The sequence below is a fragment of the Schauerella aestuarii genome, assembly GCF_009866805.1.
In the GTDB taxonomy this organism is placed as follows: Bacteria; Pseudomonadota; Gammaproteobacteria; order Burkholderiales; family Burkholderiaceae_B; genus Schauerella; species Schauerella aestuarii.
Genome location: NZ_SIZW01000041.1, coordinates 628,187 through 648,086 on the forward strand (window position 1 = coordinate 628,187; position 19,900 = coordinate 648,086).

Annotated in this window: 20 protein-coding genes; 13 read left to right on the top strand and 7 right to left on the bottom strand. The window is 63.7% G+C overall.

Annotation, left to right across the window (positions count from 1 at the left end):
- The first annotated feature begins 1 nt into the window (after position 1).
- From EYW45_RS13800 to EYW45_RS13825, 6 genes are all read left to right on the top strand, one after another.
- Positions 2–2,653, top strand: a complete 2,652-nt coding sequence (locus EYW45_RS13800) for a DUF2169 family type VI secretion system accessory protein (RefSeq protein ID WP_161135964.1) — start codon at positions 2–4, stop codon at positions 2,651–2,653.
- Positions 2,650–3,711, top strand: a complete 1,062-nt coding sequence (locus tag EYW45_RS13805) for a pentapeptide repeat-containing protein (RefSeq protein ID WP_161135965.1) — start codon at positions 2,650–2,652, stop codon at positions 3,709–3,711. The genes EYW45_RS13800 and EYW45_RS13805 overlap by 4 nt, the downstream gene beginning before the upstream one ends.
- 8 nt (positions 3,712–3,719) lie before the next feature.
- Entirely contained in the window at positions 3,720–4,112 is a 393-nt protein-coding gene (locus tag EYW45_RS13810; RefSeq protein ID WP_161135966.1) for a DUF4150 domain-containing protein, read from the top strand.
- A 110-nt stretch (positions 4,113–4,222) separates the two neighbouring features.
- The gene (locus tag EYW45_RS13815) at positions 4,223–5,626 is read left to right on the top strand and encodes a M20 family metallopeptidase (RefSeq protein WP_161135967.1); all 1,404 of its coding nucleotides are present in this window, start codon (positions 4,223–4,225) and stop codon (positions 5,624–5,626) included.
- 11 nt (positions 5,627–5,637) lie between these two features.
- The gene (locus EYW45_RS13820; RefSeq protein WP_235939035.1) at positions 5,638–6,600 is read left to right on the top strand and encodes a Bug family tripartite tricarboxylate transporter substrate binding protein; all 963 of its coding nucleotides are present in this window, start codon (positions 5,638–5,640) and stop codon (positions 6,598–6,600) included.
- 21 nt (positions 6,601–6,621) lie between these two features.
- On the top strand, positions 6,622–7,536 hold the full coding sequence (locus tag EYW45_RS13825) for a LysR family transcriptional regulator (RefSeq protein ID WP_161135969.1): 915 nt from the start codon (positions 6,622–6,624) through the stop codon (positions 7,534–7,536).
- Between the two features lie 133 nt (positions 7,537–7,669).
- On the opposite strand, the gene EYW45_RS13830 is transcribed toward EYW45_RS13825, so the two are convergent.
- Positions 7,670–8,194, bottom strand: a complete 525-nt coding sequence (locus EYW45_RS13830; RefSeq protein ID WP_202444704.1) for a chromate transporter — start codon at positions 8,192–8,194, stop codon at positions 7,670–7,672.
- Positions 8,194–8,781 (bottom strand): chromate transporter, encoded by a 588-nt coding sequence (locus EYW45_RS13835; protein ID WP_161135971.1) that lies wholly within the window; start codon positions 8,779–8,781, stop codon positions 8,194–8,196. Before EYW45_RS13835 ends, EYW45_RS13830 begins: the two co-directional genes overlap by 1 nt.
- A gap of 147 nt (positions 8,782–8,928) precedes the next feature.
- On the opposite strand from EYW45_RS13835, the gene EYW45_RS13840 reads away from it, so the two are divergent.
- The 4 genes from EYW45_RS13840 to EYW45_RS13855 all read left to right on the top strand — a co-directional run bounded on the left by EYW45_RS13840 (position 8,929) and on the right by EYW45_RS13855 (position 11,012).
- Complete coding sequence (locus tag EYW45_RS13840) at positions 8,929–9,738, top strand: haloacid dehalogenase type II (protein ID WP_161135972.1); 810 nt, start codon at positions 8,929–8,931, stop codon at positions 9,736–9,738.
- 6 nt (positions 9,739–9,744) lie between these two features.
- Entirely contained in the window at positions 9,745–10,257 is a 513-nt protein-coding gene (locus tag EYW45_RS13845) for a DNA-deoxyinosine glycosylase (protein WP_161135973.1), read from the top strand.
- A gap of 84 nt (positions 10,258–10,341) precedes the next feature.
- Positions 10,342–10,635 (top strand): hypothetical protein, encoded by a 294-nt coding sequence (locus tag EYW45_RS13850; protein ID WP_161135974.1) that lies wholly within the window; start codon positions 10,342–10,344, stop codon positions 10,633–10,635.
- Positions 10,632–11,012: a DUF2784 domain-containing protein gene (locus EYW45_RS13855; RefSeq protein ID WP_161135975.1), complete on the top strand. Its 381-nt coding sequence runs from the start codon at positions 10,632–10,634 to the stop codon at positions 11,010–11,012. Before EYW45_RS13850 ends, EYW45_RS13855 begins: the two co-directional genes overlap by 4 nt.
- Positions 11,013–11,035: 23 nt before the next feature.
- Here the strand turns inward: EYW45_RS13855 and EYW45_RS13860 are convergent, their stop codons facing one another.
- From EYW45_RS13860 to EYW45_RS13875, 4 genes are read right to left on the bottom strand one after another with little or no spacing between them, the layout of a single operon-like run.
- Positions 11,036–12,025 (bottom strand): threonine/serine dehydratase, encoded by a 990-nt coding sequence (locus EYW45_RS13860; protein ID WP_161135976.1) that lies wholly within the window; start codon positions 12,023–12,025, stop codon positions 11,036–11,038.
- 19 nt (positions 12,026–12,044) lie between these two features.
- Positions 12,045–13,331, bottom strand: coding sequence for an MFS transporter (locus EYW45_RS13865; RefSeq protein ID WP_161135977.1), 1,287 nt, complete (start codon positions 13,329–13,331; stop codon positions 12,045–12,047).
- Between the two features lie 55 nt (positions 13,332–13,386).
- Entirely contained in the window at positions 13,387–14,577 is a 1,191-nt protein-coding gene (gene argE / locus EYW45_RS13870; protein ID WP_161135978.1) for an acetylornithine deacetylase, read from the bottom strand.
- Entirely contained in the window at positions 14,574–14,969 is a 396-nt protein-coding gene (locus tag EYW45_RS13875; RefSeq protein ID WP_161135979.1) for a RidA family protein, read from the bottom strand. The genes argE and EYW45_RS13875 overlap by 4 nt, the downstream gene beginning before the upstream one ends.
- Before the next feature lie 229 nt (positions 14,970–15,198).
- Here EYW45_RS13875 and EYW45_RS24870 point away from each other — a divergent pair, with 229 nt between their 5' ends.
- The gene (locus tag EYW45_RS24870) at positions 15,199–16,173 is read left to right on the top strand and encodes an AraC family transcriptional regulator (RefSeq protein WP_161135980.1); all 975 of its coding nucleotides are present in this window, start codon (positions 15,199–15,201) and stop codon (positions 16,171–16,173) included.
- 15 nt (positions 16,174–16,188) lie between these two features.
- Here EYW45_RS24870 and EYW45_RS13885 read toward each other — a convergent pair whose 3' ends face one another.
- The gene (locus EYW45_RS13885; protein ID WP_161135981.1) at positions 16,189–16,788 is read right to left on the bottom strand and encodes a winged helix DNA-binding protein; all 600 of its coding nucleotides are present in this window, start codon (positions 16,786–16,788) and stop codon (positions 16,189–16,191) included.
- Between the two features lie 149 nt (positions 16,789–16,937).
- On the opposite strand from EYW45_RS13885, the gene EYW45_RS13890 reads away from it, so the two are divergent.
- Together EYW45_RS13890 and EYW45_RS13895 are read left to right on the top strand one after the other, a co-directional pair.
- Positions 16,938–17,930, top strand: coding sequence for a TRAP transporter substrate-binding protein (locus EYW45_RS13890; protein ID WP_161136258.1), 993 nt, complete (start codon positions 16,938–16,940; stop codon positions 17,928–17,930).
- A 212-nt stretch (positions 17,931–18,142) separates the two neighbouring features.
- A complete protein-coding gene (locus EYW45_RS13895; protein ID WP_161135982.1) occupies positions 18,143–19,813 on the top strand; it encodes a Bcr/CflA family efflux MFS transporter in 1,671 nt (556 codons plus the stop codon).
- The last annotated feature ends 87 nt before the right edge of the window (positions 19,814–19,900 follow it).

A 19,900-nucleotide genomic window follows, 5' to 3' on the forward strand; every position in this document is an offset into this window, starting at 1 on the left:
CATGAAAACGATCAAACCGTTCCGCCTGAGCGTCATGCCGCGGCCTTTCAGATGGCTGGGTGGCAATCGCCTGGGTATTGCCGTGATCGCGCTGGTCGATTTGTCGGGACCGCGCCCGATGCTGCGGCCTGATATCGAACTGTGGCAATGCGTGAACGAAGACCTGGCGGCGCAAGGTGTGCTGGATCTGGCGGTGCCCAAACCCGAGGCCGAGTTTCTGGTGGCCGGCCGGGCGTATACCCGCCATCAGGACGATAAAACCCAGTGTGCCGTGCGCGTGCGCGTGGGCGATCTCGAGAAGCAGTTGCTGGTGTTTGGCGACCGGTTCTGGCTGGACGGCAAAATGACCGCGCCCAGCGCGTTTGACGACATGCCACTGGATTGGGGTCGTAGCTATGGCGGGCCGGGCTGGGCCGAAAATCCGCAGGGCATCGGCCACGTGGACGAGATCGTCAATGGCGTGAAAACGCGGCGCGTGCCGAACATCGAGCATCCGCTGCAGCGTATCCATCGCGCCGGCCAGCCGGTGGCGCCGGCGGGCCTGGGACCGGTCGATTTCACCTGGCCGCGACGATTCGCTCTGGCGGGCACCTACAGCGATCGCTGGCTGCAGACCGATTTCCCCGGGTTCTTTCCGGACATGGATGCCCGCATCTTCAATGCGGCCGAGCCGGATCAGCGCTGGGCCGGCCGCGAGTCGTTGCCGCCCGGCGCGCCTTTCGAGGCGTGGAACCTGCATCCTGAGAAGGTGTGCTGGCGTGGGCATCTGCCTGACTGGCAGGCGCGCTGCTTCGTCAATCTCGATCGCGGCGATCGCACTGATCTGGTGAGCGTGCCATTGCGTGCCACCACCGCCTGGCTGATACCGCATCGCGAATCGGTCATCATGATCTACCACGGTGCGATCGATGTGATCGAAGACGACGGCGCCGATGTGCTGCATATCATGCCCGCGCTCGAAGCCCCCGGCGCCACGCACTCGCTGGATCATTACGTGACGACGTTCGAGCAACGTGCAAACGTCGAAACCGCTGCCGCCTATATTTTTCGCGACAGGGATCTCGTGCCCGCGGAGGCGATCGGCGCCTGGGTGGACGGCGCGCAGGCCGAAACCGGTCCGATGCAGCGCAACCTCGAAGCATGGCGCCTCAAGTGCGAGAGCGACGCGCGCGCGATGATCGAGCGTCAGGGGTTGGACAGCAACGATTATCTGCCGCAGCGCATGGGGCCGGACAAACCATTCGATCTCGATCAATTGCCCGCGATCATGGCGCAATCTGAGCAGATGAAAGTGGACGCCGAAGCCGAGCTCAATGAAGCGCGCGAGGGCATGCAGGCGCGGGCGCGTGAGATGAAGGCGCAAGGCGTGGACTTTGGCGCGATGGACGTCGATAAGTTGTCCGATATCGCCGCGTCGGGCGTTTCCGGCCCACCAACCTTCAATGCCGAGCGCGCGCAGCAGGCGTTGGTCGCCGCCATTGCGGCGAGCGGGCGCGCAGGCGATCCGGTGCACGATGCCGCTGTGGCCCGCGCGGGCGGTGCAGAACAACGCCGCTCGTTCGTGCAGGCCGAACAATCGCTGCGCAAGGTGTACCTGTACTCGGTACAGTTTCAGGCTGGGGTCGCGCGCCTGGCGCAGCCCGCCGCGCTGGCGGTGCGTGAGCGCGTGGCCGCCATTTACGCCGATACGCGCGATTTTGGCGGCATGGATCTCACGGGCGCGGATCTGAGCGGCATGACCCTGTCCGGCGCTCGCTTCGTGGGCGCGCAGTTGGAAGGCGCCGATCTGTCCGATGCGGATTTTCAGGGAGCCGACTTCACCGAGGCGGTGCTGGCGCGTGCCGTGATGCGCGGCACCCGATGGGATGGCGTCGATTTTTCTCGCGCCAATCTGTCGTTGTCTCAGGCGCAGGGCGCAAGCTTCGTCGGCGCGATTTTCGATGCCGCCCTCTGCGACGAGTCGGTGTGGACGCAGTGCATCTTTGACGGTGCACGCTTCAAGCAGAATATCTTGCGTGGGCTGCGTTGGTCGGCTTCTCGTTTTCATGGCGCGCAGTTCGACATGGTGTTCTGGTTCGAGCATGCCCTGACCCAACTTGATTTTGCCGCAGCACGCTGGAGCAAGAGCGGATTTTATCGATGCACATTGACCGGATGCGGATTCGAGGGCGCGCAGTTGACCGACTGCTCGTTCATGGCCAGTGAACTCGCGCACACCGATTTTTCGCGCGCCCGCATGACGACCACCGCGTTCGTGGTGAACACGGCACTGGATGGTTGCCGTTTCGATGGCGCCCACTTGACGCAGTGCACGCTGCGCGATCTTTCCATCAAGCGCGCCTCGTTCCACGACGCTGTTTTGGACACCTGCGATTTCTCGAACGCCGATATGACGGGTGCCTCGCTGCAACAGGCGCGTGCGCCGCAGTCGATGTTCGTGCGCACCACGCTGCGTGACACGGACTGTCTGGATGCCAGTTTGATCGGCACGTCGTTTCAAAAAGCGGACATCCGTGGCGCCAATTTTTCGCGCGCGAACCTGTTTCGTGCCGATCTGTCGCAGACCCAGGTGAATGCGGCCACATTGACGCAGGGTGCCTACATGACGGAGCTCAAGACGTTGCCGCAACGCACGCAAGAGGGGCAAGCATGACGCCTTCGATGTGGCAGCAACGGGTAAAGGAAGGTGAGATCTTCCAGGATGTTGAAGGGCGGGGGCTGGTCTTTGCCGGGCTCGATCTGTCGGGCGGCGTTTTCAGCCGCGTCGATTTTTCCGGCGCCGATTTTCGCGGTGCGCAGTTGGACGAGGCCGTGTTTGCCGAATGCAATCTGCAGGGCGCTTCGTTTGCGGGTGCGAGCATGGTGCGCGCGATGACGCATGACAGCAATCTTTCCGATGCAGACTACGGTGGCACGGATTTGCGCACGGCGTCGTTCGTGACCTGCAACGCGGTACGGACGAACTTCTCTGGCGCCTCCGTCGAGCACACGGTGTTCACGCAAAGCGAGCTGAATGGCAGTTGCCTGCGTTTCGCGCGCGCGGATCACCCTTATTTTGTGGATTGCCGCTTGGCCGATGCCGATTTCGCACAGACCGTGATGACGGGAGCGCTCTTTCAGGGGCTCGACCTGCGACGCGTCAATTTCGAGGGTGCGCGCTTCGATAATGGCATCTTCAACGATGCCAATCTGGCAGATCAGAATCTTGCGGGGCAGTCGTTCACGATGTCGCAGTTCTCCGGCGCCGATCTCAGCCGGTGCCGATTCACGCACGCTGTGCTCACGCAATGCAATTTTGCCGGCGCGGTCATGCACGGGGCGAATCTGGACGGGGCCTGCGCGCAGCAGGCGTTGTTCAACAAGGCGGATCTGTCGGGCGCCAGTGCGCGTGGCCTGACCGCCCTGCAGAGCATTTGGGTGGACGCGATCGCCGAGAATCTCGATCTCAGCGATGCCGTTCTGCAGCAGTCGATCTGGCATCGCGTGCGCGGCCGCGGCATGGTGCTGGCGCGCGCCGAGCTGACCTATGCCGATTTCTCTTATGCCGATTTGAGCCAGGCACTTTTCGATGGTGCCCATTTTTCGCGCACCAAGTTTCATCGTGCCGTAAGCGACCGCCCGGCTTGGGTCCACCAGCCTGGTGTATTGGAGAACGACCCCGCGTTGTTCGAAGCCGAACTTTGGGATGCCGCCAAGCGCGCTGCCCGCTAGGAGAGAACATGTTTGCAAATACACAAATGATGGGCCTGGACCTGGCCTTTCCGGATGTGTGCCTGACGCCGATGCCGGCGCCGGTGCCGATCCCTTATCCCGATATTGCACTTGGCCCCACGGCAATTCCCAACGCCATCAATATTCTTTACGTGGGACTTCCCGTTCACAATATGGCCACCATCACGCCATTGACCAACGGCGATAACCCGGGCGTGGCGACCGGTGTCGTGTCGCATACGGTGATGGGCTCGTCGCGCCACATTACCGGCGCATTCACCGTCTTGCTCAAGGGCACGCCGGCCACGCGTCTCACGAGCGTCACGGTACAGAACACGTTCAATACGGTTGGCATGCGTATCGTACCGAGCCAGCTCAAAGTGCTGATTCTCGCACCCTAGCTCCTGCACTAGCGGCCTTGCTTTTTCGGCAACGCAGCCGTGATAAAAATCTAATTGTGGCATTGTAAGGCGCGCACTACAGTAATCCCGATTTGGACAGGGAGCAGGCTGTGTCGCGAGTGGATGCCGTTTCGGCGGCAGTGAAAGAATGGGACAGCGGGCGTTTCGCTGCCCTGCTGGGCGCGGCCGTTTCCGTGCGCAGCACAAGCGAAGACCCAACGGCTGCACCGGCGCAGCACGCATATCTGAACGAGCACATCGCGCCGTTGCTGGCCGATCTGGGCTTCGACATCGTCGTGCATGCCAACCCAACCGGGATGGATCTGCCGCTCCTGACGGCCACTCGAATCGAAGACCCGGCCTTTCCCACCGTGCTCGTGTATGGCCATGGCGACGTCGTGCAGGGTCAGGACGCCCACTGGCGGGAAGGACTGTCGCCTTGGTCGCTGACGCAGGACGGCCCGCGTTGGTATGGTCGCGGCGCGGCCGACAACAAGGGTCAGCATCTCATCGTGCTCACGGCGCTTGAGCAGGTATGTGCGGCACGTGACGGCAAACTGGGTTTCAACATCAAGGTGCTGATCGAAACCGGTGAGGAAGCAGGATCGCCGGGATTGAACGATTTCTGCGCGGCGAACCGCGACCTGCTGGCTGCGGACGTGCTGATCGCCAGCGATGGTCCCCGTCTGCATGCCGAGACGCCGACGCTCTTCCTGGGCTCGCGCGGCGCGTTGAACTTCACGCTCGACGTGGACCTGCGCGCTGGCGCCTACCACTCGGGCAACTGGGGTGGGCTGCTCGCGAATCCCGCCACCGTACTCGTCAATGCGCTGGCCACGATGGTGGACGGCCGGGGCCGGATTCTGATCGATGGACTGCGGCCGCCGGCGATACCCGCGTCCGTGGACCGCGCGCTCGCCGATCTGGACGTGCGCAGCGGTGAGGGCGAACCGGCGATCGATGCCGATTGGGGCGAACCGGGCATGACGCCCGCACAACGCGTGTTCGGCTGGAACAGCCTGGAGATTCTGGCGCTGGGCGCCGGCCGTGTCGATCGCCCGGTCAACGCCATTGCGGGGCGCGCGCAGGCGGTGTGTCAGTTGCGCTTCGTGGTGGGTACCGATTGGGAAAATCTGCAAATGCATGTGCAGTCGCACCTGGATGCTGGCGGCTTCGGCGTGATCAAGGTGGCCACTGGAGCGAGCGCGGCCGCCACGCGGCTGGATCCGGACAACGCCTGGGTGCAGTGGGCCAGCGCTTCGATTGCCGCCACCACCGGTACCGCGCCGTCGATTCTGCCGAACCTGGGCGGCTCGCTGCCCAACGACGTGTTTGCCAGCACATTGGGATTGCCCACCTTGTGGGTGCCGCATTCCTATGCGGGGTGCGCGCAGCATGCGCCCAACGAGCATGCGCTCGAACCAATCATTCGCGAAGGTCTGGCCATGATGGCGGGGCTCTTCTGGGACATGGGCTGCCGCGAGACGCGGCCGTCGATTCAACGGGGAAAATAATGAAACGCACGATGTTGTTGTCTTGGGTGGCGATGAGCCTGCTGGCCGTGGCCGGTAGCGCGCACGCGGCCTATCCCGATCGGCCGATCAAGATGATCGTGCCTTTCCCGCCGGGCGGCGGCACCGACGTGGTGGCGCGTGTGGTGAGCAAGCGGTTGGCCGAAGTGCTGGGTCAGGCGGTCGTTGTGGAAAATCGCCCGGGCGCCTCGACGGTGATCGGTGCAGATGCCGTGGCGCGCGCCGAGCCGGATGGCTACACCTTGCTGATGACCGGCTCGACGACCTATTCGATCCTGCCGGCCTTGAAGAAAAACCTGAGCTACGACCCGCAAAAGAGCTTCGCGCCGGTCGCCGTGCTGGCGCTGGCGCCAGTGGTGCTGGTCACCCGCAGCGATCTGGGCATTGCGGATCTGCCGGCGCTGGCCAAGTACGCACGCGAGCGCGCCGATAAGGGCAAGGTGTCGTACGGCACGTTCGGCGCCGGCTCGGCGCCGCATCTGGCAGGATTGATGATGTCGCAGGCGTTGAAGGCCGACATGCTCGACGTGCCGTACAAAGGCAGCGCGCAAATGGTGACGGCCTTGATCGGCGGAGAGATCGATATGGGCGTCGACACGGCGGCTTCGGCTGCGCCGCAAGTGGCGGCGGGCAAGATCAAGGCGCTGGCGGTAACGGGTGCGAAGCGCGTGCCCTCGCTGCCGGGCGTGCCCACGTTTGCCGAAGGCGGTTATCCCAGCGTCGATTTCCTTGGGTGGTACGGCATGGCTGCGCCCGCGGGCACGCCGCAAGCCATCATCGATACGTTGGGACGGGCCGTCGAAAAGACGATGGCCGACGATGCCGTCAGACGCACCATCGAGGCGAATGCGCTCGAACCGGTCAACCTGGGTCCGGACGTGTTTCGTGAACGCATGGCTGGCGAGATCGAGCGGTTTTCCGCCATCGGACAACAGGCCAATGTGTCGATAGAATGACGCAGCTTTAAGGAGCCCGTCATGTCCGCACGTTATCTGCAGGATACGGCCTTGCGCTACTTCCTGGAGGTCGTACGCTGCGGGTCGATCAACGCTGCTTCGGTGAAATTGAATGTGGTGAGCTCGGCGATCAGCCGGCAGATCTCGGCGCTCGAGACCGAACTCGATACGGTGTTGTTCGAACGCCGCGCGCGCGGCATGGTGCCCAGCGCGGCGGGCGAGGTGCTCGCCGCCTATGCCTACAAGTCCACGCTGGACGCCGATCGCGCGGTCAACGAAATTCGCGCGCTCAATGGCTTGCGCAGCGGGCGCGTGCGCCTGTGCAGCACGACAGGGTTCGCCACTGAGTTTCTGCCGCTCGCCATCGCGGCGTTCCAGGTGTCGTATCCGGATATCCAGTTCGATCTGGCGGTTGGCGATTCGCGCGAAGTATCGCGGATGCTGCGCGAGGGCGAGGCGGATATCGGCTTGAGTTTCAGCCGGGCGCCCGAGCGCGACATCAAGGTCGAAAGCCGCCTGAAGGCGCCGGTGATGGTGGTGATGCGTCGAGGCCATCCTCTGGAGCGTTTCGACCGCATCGCGTTGGCGCAATTGCAAGCGTATCCCTTGGCGCTGCCCGACCCCTCGCTCACGCTGCGGCAGTTGTTCGACGTGGCCTGCGCCGAGCAGAACCTGTCGATGAAATCGGTCTTCACCAGCAACTACGCACCCGCGATCTACAACTTCGTGGCGCAATCCGATGCCGTTTCCTTATCGGGTGAGGTGTCGGTGCGTCACCGTGTGGCCGACGGCATTTTGACGGCTGTGCCATTGCGCGACCGTGCGATGGGCCGGCGGGATGTCGAGATTCAAACCTTCAACGGCCGCATGCTGCCGCGTGCCGTGCAGACATTTCTGGCGTTCATCATCGAGCGGCTCAAGCAGCACGTGGCGTGATCGTCGCGGTGCCGTGAGCGCTGCACGAGGCGCCATCGCCGCGTCGTCGCCGCATAGCCGCAAGGACTGCGCAGGGCAACGACGGCGCGAGGCATCGCCTCGATGCGCCGTGTCCAACCGGCCTGCCGAAACATCACTGCCCGATTCCGGTGAGCCCCGCCAGGCTGCCGCCCAACAATAACCACAGCGGATGGATGCGCGTTTTGACGGCGAGTATCGCGCAGATCAGCGTGATGGTGCCCAGCCACCACGTATGCACCGAGGCTTCCGTGATGATGAAGCCGCTGGCCAGGAACAAGCCGGCCGTCACCGGCGCCAACGCGACCTGCACCAGGCGCCGCCACGGCTTGTGGCGAAACCGGTCCCAGGCGCTCAACGCCAGAATGGTCACGATGGTGGACGGCCCGAACTTGGCGATCGACGTAACGATGGCACCTTGCCAGCCCGCCACATGCCAGCCCACGAGCGTCACGATCATCATGTTCGGCCCCGGCGCGGCTTGCCCCAGCGCGAACAACGCACTGAAGGTTTCGGCCGACATCCAGTGATGCACATCCACCACCTGCCGCTGCATTTCGGGCAGGATGGTGTTGCCCCCGCCGAAGGCCAGCAGCGAGAGTTGCGTGAAGATCAATGCCAGTGAGATCAGCACACTCATCACAACCCCGACTTCCAGGTGACCAGTACGCTGAGCGGCGTGAGCACGAGCATGGTGGGCAACAGCGGCCACCGCAGGATGGCAATGGCCACGAAGCCCGCCACGACGATGCCCATCAGCGGCAGCTTGCGGCGCAGCGGCAGGGTAATCTTGATGGCCATGGATATCAGGAGTCCCGCTGCCGCGGCCGCCAGGCCTGCGAAGAAATGCTGGATGTGCGGATCGTGCTGGAAGCGGTCGTACACCGCGCCCAGGCTGATGACGATCAGCGACGGCGCCAGAATCAGGCCCATCAACGCGGCCAGCGCGCCGCTCACCCCGCGAAAGCGCATGCCGATCGCCACCGACATATTGATGATGTTGCCGCCCGGCAAAAATTGGCACAGGCCCAGCAGATCGGTGAACTCGGCATTGCTGAGCCAACGGCGCTTCTCGACCAGCGCGCGATGCGCCAGGGGCAGTGCGCCGCCGAAGGCCGTCACGCCAAGCATGAAAAAGCCGGCGAAGAGTTGCTTGCGGGTAGGTGGGTCGGCCAGCGGCGCGTCAGTGTCGTCGAGGGGAGAAGGTGCTGGAGCGGCGTGTCGCATGCGATAAATCCGGCCGGAGTCTGAGGCGCCGCGGTGTCCGCAGCGCATGCAGATTACGCCTTAACCCGAAGGCTGTCTAACGGCCGGCTTGCAGGGCGTGCGCTGCGCTAAGATGATGCGCGGGTCAGCCCGATTCGCGGGGCCGGCATGCTCGAGCGGCTCAGCCTGTTACGTGCTGCGCGAGCGGGCGACGGGTCTGCGTCAACTGGGGCCTGCCCCATACACCAGGGAGAAGATGCGATGGATGAGGTGCGCGCGTTGGTATTCGACGTATTCGGCACGGTGGTCGATTGGCGCCGCGGCGTCACGCGCGACGCGACGGCCTTTCTGGCCCGCCACGGACGCGAGGACATCGATCCGGCCGCCTTCGCCGATGCCTGGCGGCAACGGTATCAGCCGGCGATGCAGGCGGTGCGCGACGGCGCGCGCCCGTTCGTGCGGCTGGACGTTCTGCACCGGGAAAATCTCGATGCCACGTTGCAGGATGTGGGCATCGACCCTCGCGCGATTCCCGAAAGCGACCTCATCGCGTTCAACCGCACGTGGCATCGCCTCGATCCCTGGCCTGATAGTGTGGAGGGGCTCACCCGCCTCAAGAAGCGCTATGTGATCGCGCCGCTATCCAACGGCAATATTTCTTTGATGCTCAATATGGCCAAACGCGGCGGGCTGCCGTGGGACGCCATTCTCGGCGCCGAAGTGGCGCAAGCCTACAAGCCGTCGCCCGAAGCCTATCTGCGCACGGCCGACGTCCTCGATCTTGCGCCTGAGCAACTGATGATGGTGGCTGCGCACAACAACGATCTCGCGGCTGCGCGCCGCCAGGGCTTGCGCACCGCGTTCGTATTGCGGCCCGCCGAACACGGCCTTCAGCAAACGCGCGACCTCGCCCCGGAGCAGGACTGGGACGTGATCGCCTCCGACATGAACGATCTCGCCCGCCGGCTCGGGCTCTGACGCGCGATGTACGTCGTCGGTTTTCCGCCCGTCGTCGACGATCGCGCACGCGTGCTGGTGTTGGGCTCGATGCCGGGCGTGCGCTCGCTGGACGCCGATCAGTACTACGCCCATCCACGCAACGCATTCTGGCCGATCATGGGTGAAATTTTCGGCTTTGACGCCCAAACGGCCTACGCCGTCCGGATCAAGGCGCTGCAGGCGGCCGGTGTGGCACTATGGGATGTGGTGGCGCGCTGCGATCGCCCCGGCAGCCTGGATGCGGCCATCGTGCGCGCAAGCATCGTCGCCAACGACATCGGCGGGTTGCTGACGCAATACCCGTCGATCGATCATGTGGTATTCAATGGGGGCGCAGCCGCCAGCCTTTATGCGCGTCATCTGCGGCCTGCGTTGTCGGCCGAATCCGGCGTACGCTACACCGCTTTGCCATCCACAAGTCCGGCGCACGCCGCCATGACACCGGCGGCCAAGGCGGTGGTATGGCAAGCCGCATTGACGGCGACTGGCTCGCCCTGATGATTTTCGCAGTATCTTTCGGGTCGCGCGCACGGTGCACGCCGCTTGCGGGATGCCGCTAATGTCTTTCTTACGAACAGAGTCATGAACAACGGTTTTTTCGAGTGGCTGGGCAGTGCGTTTGGCGAGGCGATACGCGCGGTCGTCGACACCTTGCGGTTTTTGTTGGGCGGCGTGGGCGAAGCGATCGGCGACTTTACGGGTGGCCTTGCGCGCGCGATGGGCATGAGCCCGTCCGTGTTCAACATTGCCTGGCTCATCCTGGGATTGATCCTGCTGTACGCCGCATTCAAGGCGTTCATCCAGCGCAGCATCATCGGCGGCATTTTCTGGCTCGTGTTGGCCGTGCTCGTTCTGGGTGGATTGATCGGCGGATGAGTGCCTGGGCCGCCGATGGCGTGATGGTGATTCACGCCGCGTTCGTGCTGTTCGTGGCGGTGGGCGCGGCGCTCGTGGCCTGGCGCCCGGGCTGGGCGTGGTTGCATGTGCCGGCAGTCGCGTGGGGCGCCTGGATCACCCTGAGCGGCGGCATCTGCCCGCTCACGCCGTTGGAAAATGCGCTGCGACTGGCGGCAGGGCAGGCGGGTTACGAAGAAGGGTTCATCGCCCACTATGCGCGCGTGCTGATCTATCCGCCCGGCCTGACGCGCCCGGTGCAGATCGGCATCGGCGTGGCCGCGATCGTGTTCAACGTGGGGCTTTACGCGTTGGCATGGCGCCGGCGGCAACGCCGCCGCGTGCCGGTCGCGCCCTGAAGGCGCACGCCCCGATACGTGCTTTACCCCAGGTGCCGAGCCAGCGTGGCCGGATCGGTATTGGTGCCGCAGAGCAATACGCCTACCCGTTTGCCCGCCAGCGTATCGCGTAGCGGCCCCACGAGCGCGGCTGTAGCCGCTGCGCAGGCGGGTTCCACCGCGAGCTTGAGCTGATCGAACAGCAGCCGCATCGACGCACGAATGGCATCGTCCGATACCTGCGTCAAGGCATCCACATGGCGGCGGCAGAGATCGTAGCTGTACTGCTCGGTATGAGGCGCCATCAGGCTATCGGCGATGCTCTGCATGGGTCCCATCTTGATGGGCCCATTCGCATCGAAGCTCTGTTGCATGGCGTTGGCGCCCACCGGCTCCACACCGTACACCTTGCAGGCCGGGTCGATCATCTTGACCGCAGTGGCGATGCCCGCCATGAGGCCGCCACCGCCGATCGGCACGATGACCGCATCGAGTTGGCCCGCTTGGGCAAGCCATTCATGACCCAGGGTGGCGGTGCCGAGCACTGTGCGGTAGCCATTGAACGGGTGCACGAAGAAGCGGCCCTCTTCACTTTCGATGCGACGCACTTCGGCAAACGCCGATGCGCCGTCGTCGGCCAGAACGACCTCGGCGCCGTATTGATGGCAGAGCGCCACTCGCGCCGGACTGGCCGTCTTGATCATGACGACCTTGGCGGATACGCCCAGGCGCATTGCCGCGTACGCTACCGCCACCGCATGGTTCCCGGCCGACACGCACGTCACGCCGGCCGATTTTTGCGCCGGATTCAGCGCCAGGATGTTCGAGAAGGCGCCACGCGCCTTGAAGGTGCCGCTGGCTTGCAGCAGTTCGAACTTGAAGTTGATCCGCGTGCCGGCGACCGGCAGGAAGTCGTCGCGGTCCACCACAGGCGTTTCGCGTATCCATTGGCGCAGCACCTCGTGCTGTGCGGCGATCGCGGCGCGGTCGGCAATGGCGGGTTCGGCAGGAGGGGATCGGTGGGTTGTGGTCATGGCGGAAATCCGTGTCGTGTCATCGCATGCCCAGGCGCTTGCGCACCCCGAAGATGGCCGCGATGCTGATGAGTGAGGCGAAGATCAGATAGAAGCTCGGCGCAAGTTTGCTGCCCGTCGCATCGATCAGGCCCGTGATGATGAAAGGCGCAAACCCGCCGAAGATCGTGACGGCGATGTTGTAGGCGAGTGACATGCCGGTGGTGCGATTCTGCACCGGGAAGATTTCGGTGAGCAACGCGGGCAGGGCGCCGAAATAGCCCGACAGCAACACGCCAATCACGATCTGCACGCCGATCATGGTGCCGAAGGTGGGATGCGCGGCCACAATGGCGAACATGGGATAGATCAGGACGAGAAAAAGCAGCGCGGCCAGCAGCATCACGCCCGTGCGGCCGTGGCGGTCCGACCAGTGGCCGACGATGGGTGCGCAAATGAACTGCACCACCCCCGTGAGCAGGGTGGCGGTGAAGGCGGCCGACTGCGGGATGCCGAGTTGCCTGACCGCGTACGTCGGCATGTAAAGCACGAGGTAAGTGGCCACCGTACCGAGCACTACGGTGCCGATGGCAAGAATGAGACGCGCGCGATGATGCGAGAAGGTGTCGGCAAGAGGCGTCTTCGACGGTTCCGCAGCGAGAAACTCCGGCGTTTCGTCGATACGCGTACGGATGTAGTAGGCGACCGGGCCGATCAACAAGCCGAAGAAGAATGGCACCCGCCAGCCCCACGACAGCATCTGCTCCGGCGTGAGCCAATTGGTGAGCCCGGCGCCGAAGCCCGCTGCCAGCAACGTGGTCAGCCCTTGGCTGGCAACCTGCCAACTGGCGTAGAAGCCCCGCCGCTTGGGTGCATGCTCGGCGAGGAACGCCGTGGCACTGCCGAATTCCCCGCCGGCCGAGAACCCCTGGATCATCCGCGCCAGGACGATCCCGATCGGCGCCCATACCCCGATCGCCGCATACGTGGGCATCACGGCGATGAGCAGGGTGCCCACCATCATCAGCAGGATCGATACGGTGAGCGCGGCACGCCGTCCCACACGATCGGCATAGATGCCGAGCACCAGGGCGCCCAGCGGTCGCATGAAGAACGACACACCGAACGTGCCGAGCGTGAGCAGCAGCGAGATCGAGTCGCTGCCGCTGGGGAAAAACAGTTTGGCGATGGTGACGGCGAAAAAGCCGTAGACCACGAGGTCGAACCACTCGAGCGCATTGCCGATCGAGGCGGCAATGATGATGCGCCAGGCGGCAGGGGGCGTCTCGTCGCGCGCGGATGCATGCGGGGTGGTGAAGGTAGACATGGTCGAAGATCCAGGATGGGCGAACACGACCGTGCGGCAGTACGCCGCAAGGGGACTATTGAGAGATGCTGCGAATCATTTTGCCGAGGAACGCCTCGCACTGCGCGATCTGCGCCGTGGTCACGAACTCGTTGGGCTTGTGTGCCTGTTCGATATCGCCCGGGCCGCAAATGACGGAGGCGATGCCGGCGCGCTGGAATTGTCCGGCCTCCGTGCCGTACGCCACCTTGCGACGCGCGTTATCGGCGCTCAATGCCCGCACGAGCTGTGTGATCGCGGCCTGCTCGGATGCGTCCAGCGCCGGCGCGATCGACATCTTCGTCAGATCGATCGCGGCCCCCGGATGCACGGCGCGCATGCGCGGCAGCAGCGTCTCGTTGGCGTAGGCGTGTATGCGATCGAAGAAACGTGCCGGGTCGGTGCCCGGCAGATTGCGGTGCTCGAAATCGAAGCGGCAATCCTCGGGAATCGTATTCAATGCAATGCCGCCCTGGATCGTGCCGGTTTGCGCGGTGCTGAACGGCACATCGAACGCCTCATCGAAAGGGCCACGTGCACGCATTTCTTCGGCGAGATCCTGGATGAAGCAAATGAGCCTGGCCGCATATTCGATGGCGTTGACACCTTTGGGTGTGAGCGAAGAGTGGGCGGCATGCCCTTTCACACAGCAGCGGAACGTATTGATGCCCTTGTGCGCCACGATGACGCGCATGGACGTGGGTTCACCCACGATGCAGCTGTCGGGGCGAATGCCGCGCGCCTGCAGGTCGGCCAGCATGACCGGTGCGCCGACGCAGCCCAGTTCCTCGTCGTACGACAGGGCGAAGTGGATGGGCTGCGTGAGGCGTGCCTGTTGCATTTGCGGCAAAAGCGCGAGGGCCGTGCCGACGAACCCCTTCATATCGCACGTGCCTCGGCCGAACAATTTGCCGTCGCGCACTTCCGGCGTAAACGGATCGGCATCCCACGGCTGCCCGTCGACCGGCACCACATCCGTGTGGCCGGACAGCACGATGCCGCCCTGGGTCGTGCCGTCCGCAGCAGGAACCGTTGCGAACAGATTCGCCTTCGTGCCGGTGGCATCGTGGCTGAGCAAGGCGTCGATGCCGGCGCGTTTGAGGTCGTCGCGCACCATCTCGATCAAACCGAGGTTCGAGTGCCGGCTGGTCGTGTCGATCGCGACCAGCCGTTTGATCCACGCAATGGCCGGCGTATCGGCGAGGGCAGGTGACGCAGCGGTGCTCATGGTGCGATGTCCTTGCACAGTGCAATGGCTTCGATTTCGACGAGGGCGCCGGGAATCATCAGGTCTGCGCGCACGGTGGACCGTGCGGGCAGGGGCCCGCCGTCGAAAAAGGCCTTATAGGCGTCGTTGAACGCGGGAAAATCCTCGACGCGCGTCAGCCAGACGGTGGTCTTGGCCACGTCGCTCAAACTCAGCCCCACCGTCCTGAGATGATCGCCGATATAGGTCAGGCACGTGCGCGTCTGCTCGCCGACGTCCTTGCCGACGATATCGAACGCAGGTCCCAATGCCATCTGACCTGAGACAAACATCAGGTCGCCGGCGCGTCGGCATACCGAAAAATGCGGCCGCAGGCCGGTGCGCGGATTGACCGAGGGGGGAACGCCTTGCATCGCACAGCTCCTGAGTGGGTTAGCGCAGAGCTTATGCCTGGCGGCTGCGGCACACTTATGCGCGCCGGTACGATTTGTTTGCGCATCCGGCAGCGCGCCCAGGGTGGTGGCGGAGCTTAGGGGTTAACCCGCGAGGCGTTGATGCCACGCGGGTTCGTCTTGACGAAATCGGCACCCGGCCTTTAACGTGGCCGTCGTTATCAGCGGCGACGCAAGAATGGAGGCGGCCGTGCAACGTATTCCGGGTCAGGGCCTGCATGCCTATGTGCCCCATTCGTTCGAGGTGGTGGACATCGCGCCTGTGGGCGCCGCGTGCTTCATTGCCACCCGGCCTACTGCGCCCGGCATTCAAGGCTTTCGCGATACGTTGATTCTGGCCGATGGTCTGTCGGCCAGCTGGGCCGACGTCACGCGCGATCACGCGCTGGAAGAACACTACGACTGCAGCGGCGCGCTCAAGATCCACCTGCGGGTGGCCGGCCGCTCGGGCGTCACGGATGGCGGCCAACCGGCGCACGATGTGGCAGCGCTGTCGTGCAGTGCGCTGGCGCAACCGCGTGGCGCGCGCAAGATCGAGATCTTCCGCGGGGGCGAACGCGAGCGTTCGGTCACCGTATCGTGTTCGCGTGATTACCTGATCGATGAACTGGGTATCGATGCGCAGCGATACGACGGTGCCCTGCGTCATTTTCTCGATGGAGAGCCCTTGGGGTTCACGCTGTTTCGAACCACGTTGGGCGATGCGTTGTTGCAGGCCGCACAAACGTACTTCGAGCCGTGCAGCAATGTCTTCAGCCGCAGACTGCGATTGCAGTCCTGCACGCACGATATCGTGCGCGTTTTCTTCGAGCGGATGGGTGGTCAGGTGTCGGCGCCGTCTACGGTCTCGTTGCGTGACCGCGAAACGGTCGCGCGCGTGATCGCCCGTCTGGCACAAGGTGAGGGGAGCCGCCCGCGCAGTGTGAAGCAGCTTGCCGCACAAGCCGGGATGAGCGAGTCGAAATTCACCCGCACCTTCAAGGCAGTGCAGGGCTCGACGACCACGGCATATCTACAGCAGTTGCGTATGGAACGGGCGATGGTCTTGATTCGAAGCGGCCGATTGCCGATCACGCAGATTGCGCTTGAGGTGGGCTACGATCATCCCGCCAATTTCTCGACTGCCTTTCGGCGTCACTTCGGCGTCGCGCCGCGCGATGTGTAATGGCGCGCCGCGGCCTTACAGGGAAGTCGCGGCACGAGCCGCTTGATCGTACGCGCCTGACAGCGTACGCAGCAGTTTGGCCATCTGGCCGATCTCGGTATTCATTTCGCTGCCCAGATTGTTGAGCAAACAGGCCTCGCGCACTTCACGATATTGCGCGACGAGTTCTTCGCCTTTTCTGGACGGGCTGTAGAACACTTCCTTGCCTACCTTCTCGGTTTGCACGAGCTTTGACGCGACCAATTTTTTCAACGAATAGGCCACCACGTGCGCGTCTTCGTAGTTGAGTACGAAGCAGATATCGGCGAGTTTTTTATTGCGTGCGCGATGGTTCACATGGTGCAGCATCAACACATCGGTGATTGTAAGTTCGACGTTGCCGGCGGCCGCCATGCAGCGCACGCACCAGCGCGAAAACGCGTTCCATGCCACGATCAACGCGAACTCAAATTCCGACGATTCGCGGCTGCGGGGCGACACCAAATGCGACGACGACACGATCCCCAAACTGCGTGTGGGCCGCTTGCGCGCGACCGGTGCGCGCGCCGGTTTGGTGCGCGACGGCACGGCTCTGGTGCGGGCGGGTTTGAGAGGATCTGTGGTGTGTCTCGTCATAGTAGTAACCCGCATTACGTTGATAATTTATTGACAATTTATATCAACGGTTTCTAGACTTCAACGCACTTGACGAGGTTCTTCAGCCTCGAGTCAGCGGCCCTTTTCAGTCTTTCAACGCTTCCATCCGATCCTTGGAGTGCTTCATGATGTCGACCCGTCGCTTGCTCACCGCCGCCATTGCGCTGCTGCCCCTTGCAGCCGCATCCGGCATCGCCCACGCGCAGACCAAGTGGGACATGCCGACCGCTTATCCGGCAACCAATTTCCACACTGAAAACATCATGCAATTTGCATCCGACGTCGACAAGGCATCGGGGGGCAAGTTGAAGATTCAAGTGCACGCCAACGCGTCGCTGTTCAAGGCACCCGAGATCAAACGCGCCGTGCAAGGCGGCCAGGCTCAGGCGGGTGAAATCCTGTTGGCCAATTACCAGAACGAATGGCAGATCTTCGGTACCGACAGCATTCCGTTCCTGGCCGATAGTTATCCCAAGGCCTACAAGCTCTACCAGGCGCAAAAGCCGGCACTGCAGAAGCGCTTCAACGATCAGAACATGGTGCTGCTGTACAGCGTCGTGTGGCCCACGCAGGGCTTGTATGTGAAGAACAAGATCAACTCGCTGGCCGATCTGAAGGGCGCGAAGTGGCGCGCTTACAGCCCCGCCACGGGCCGCATTGCCGAACTGCTGCAAGCGCAACCGGTGACGATTCAGGCGGCGGAATTGTCGGCCGCCATGGCGACCGGCGTGATCGATTCGTTCATGACCTCGGGTGCCACCGGCTACGACACCAAGACCTACGAACATATCAAGAACTACTACAACTTCCAGGCCTGGCTGCCGAAGAATGCCGTGTTCGTGAACAAGAAGGCGTTCGATGCGCTGGACAAGCCGACGCAGGATGCGGTGATGAAAGCCGCTGCCGACGCCGAGACGCGCGGGTGGAAAATCTCCGAGCAGAAGGACGGCGAGTACCTGGCACTGCTGCAGAAAAACGGCATGGAGATCATCCAGCCGCAAGACAGCCTGAAGGCGGATATGCGCAAAGTCGTCGGCGACCCGATGCTCAAGGAATGGCTCGAGAAAGCCGGCCCCGAAGGCGCTGCGATCGTGGACGCTTACCGCAAGTCGATGCCTTGAATCTCGTCTTGCTGAATCGCGCGATGGATCAAGCGCTCATATAGCGCTGACACAACCGTAATGTGGGGGGTGTCTATAATTCCCCTCACCGGCCCGCTGTCGCGGGCCTTTTTCATTGGGGCGGCGCGCACGTGCCGCTTTGGGCTCGCCGCATGCCGCGCGGGCCCGGCCGGCAATCTCCGCCGGCACTGCCCCAAACGGTTTCAAGAGCTATGTCTGCATCACCTTCGTCTTTCTCCCGTCTCGCCCACGTGCCGCCTTATCGCACGATGATCGCCATTCTCGGCGTGCTGGCGTGTATCGGCCCGCTGTCCATCGACGCCTATCTGCCGGCTTTCGGCGCCATCGGGCAAGAGTTCGGCCTGCCGCAGGAGGCCGTGCAGCGCACGCTCGGCTATTACATGGTGGCGTATGCCGTCATGACCTTGCTGCACGGCACCTTGTCCGACTCGTTCGGCCGCCGACCAGTGGTGATCGTGTCGCTGCTGGTGTACATCGCCGGCTCGGTGCTCGCCACCTTTGCGCCCAGCTTCGATTGGCTCCTTGTGGGGCGCGTGCTGCAAGGCCTGTCGGCGGGCGCCGGCATGGTCGTGGGACAGGCGGTGGTGAACGACTGCTATGAGGGTCCGGTGGCGCGTCGCACGCTGTCCTACATCATCATGGTGTTCAGTGTGTCGCCCGCCATCGCGCCGATTCTGGGCGGTTATCTGTCGACGTCGCTGGGGTGGCGCTCGGTGTTCGTGCTGCTCGCCGCCCTGGCACTGGCCGCTTGCGTGCTGTGCTATCGCCGTCTGCCCGAAACACTCGCGCCGCCGCGTCGGCAACCCTTCTCGGTACGGGCGTTGGCCACCAATTACATGACGATCGCGCGCGACGGCGTGTTCATGGCGTTCGCGCTGGCCTTCGGCGTATTATTCGCCGGCTTCGCGTTTTTGATCGGCGCGGCACACGATTTCGTCACGCATGTGCTGGGCTTGCCCGATACCGCATTCGGCTGGCTGTTCATCCCGTTGGTGGTGGGCCTGACCACGGGGTCGTTCGCGGCCGCGCGGCTCTCTTCGCGCTGGTCGCCAGGCCGCATGATCGGCATGGCCTATCTGGTGATGGTGCTCAGTTGCGTGGCCAACATGACGTACGCCGCGGTGGCTGAACCGGTGCAGTTGCCCTGGGCGGTGCTGCCGTTGGCTTTCTTCAATTTCGGGCTTGCCATCGCGATTCCCAATATGACGCTGCAGGTGTTGACGCGCCAGCCTAAGCTCTCGGGCATGGCCGCCTCGGTGCTGGGGTTCGTGCAGATGGTGTTCTTCTCGGCCGTGAGCGGCTGGATGGCGCCTTGGGTGTACGGCAGTGCCTTCCGCCTGGCGCTGGCCCTGGGTCTTGGCGTGGCGGCCAGCGGACTGCTGTGGTTTTTCATCAGCCAGCTGGCATCGCGCCGCGACTGCGCGCCCAGGGAGGCGCTTGAGGCAGTGCCGCCGGTGCCGGTCACGCATGTTTTCATCTACGGCACGCTGCGCCGGGGCGAAATCAACGATCTCGCTTTGGTGGCCAAGGGGCGGTCGCTGCCTGAGCCGGTGTGGGTAGGGGCGAGCGATGTGGCCGGCGCGTTGATCGATTTCGGCGACTGGCCGGGACTGCTCGCCGATGTGCCCGATCGGCGCGTGCGTGGCGAGGTGTATCGCATCGATCCCCGGCTGTTGCCGGTGCTCGACGAGATCGAGGAATACGATGCTGCCCGCCGAACCGTGTTCGTGCGGCAGGAGGTGGATGTGCTTGTCGCCGGCCAGCCGGTGCGCTGCTGGTATTACCCGGTGGATCCGGAACTGGCGGCCGCTGCGCGGCCGGTGGCCGGGGACGACTGGATCGACCACCGCAAGGCGCGCTGATGTCGTTTTCCTGACAGCGGCCTGATACCCGCCGCCATGCTTTGTTGCAGTTAAGGAGAGGTCGCCTTGCTATGCTGGGCGACCTCG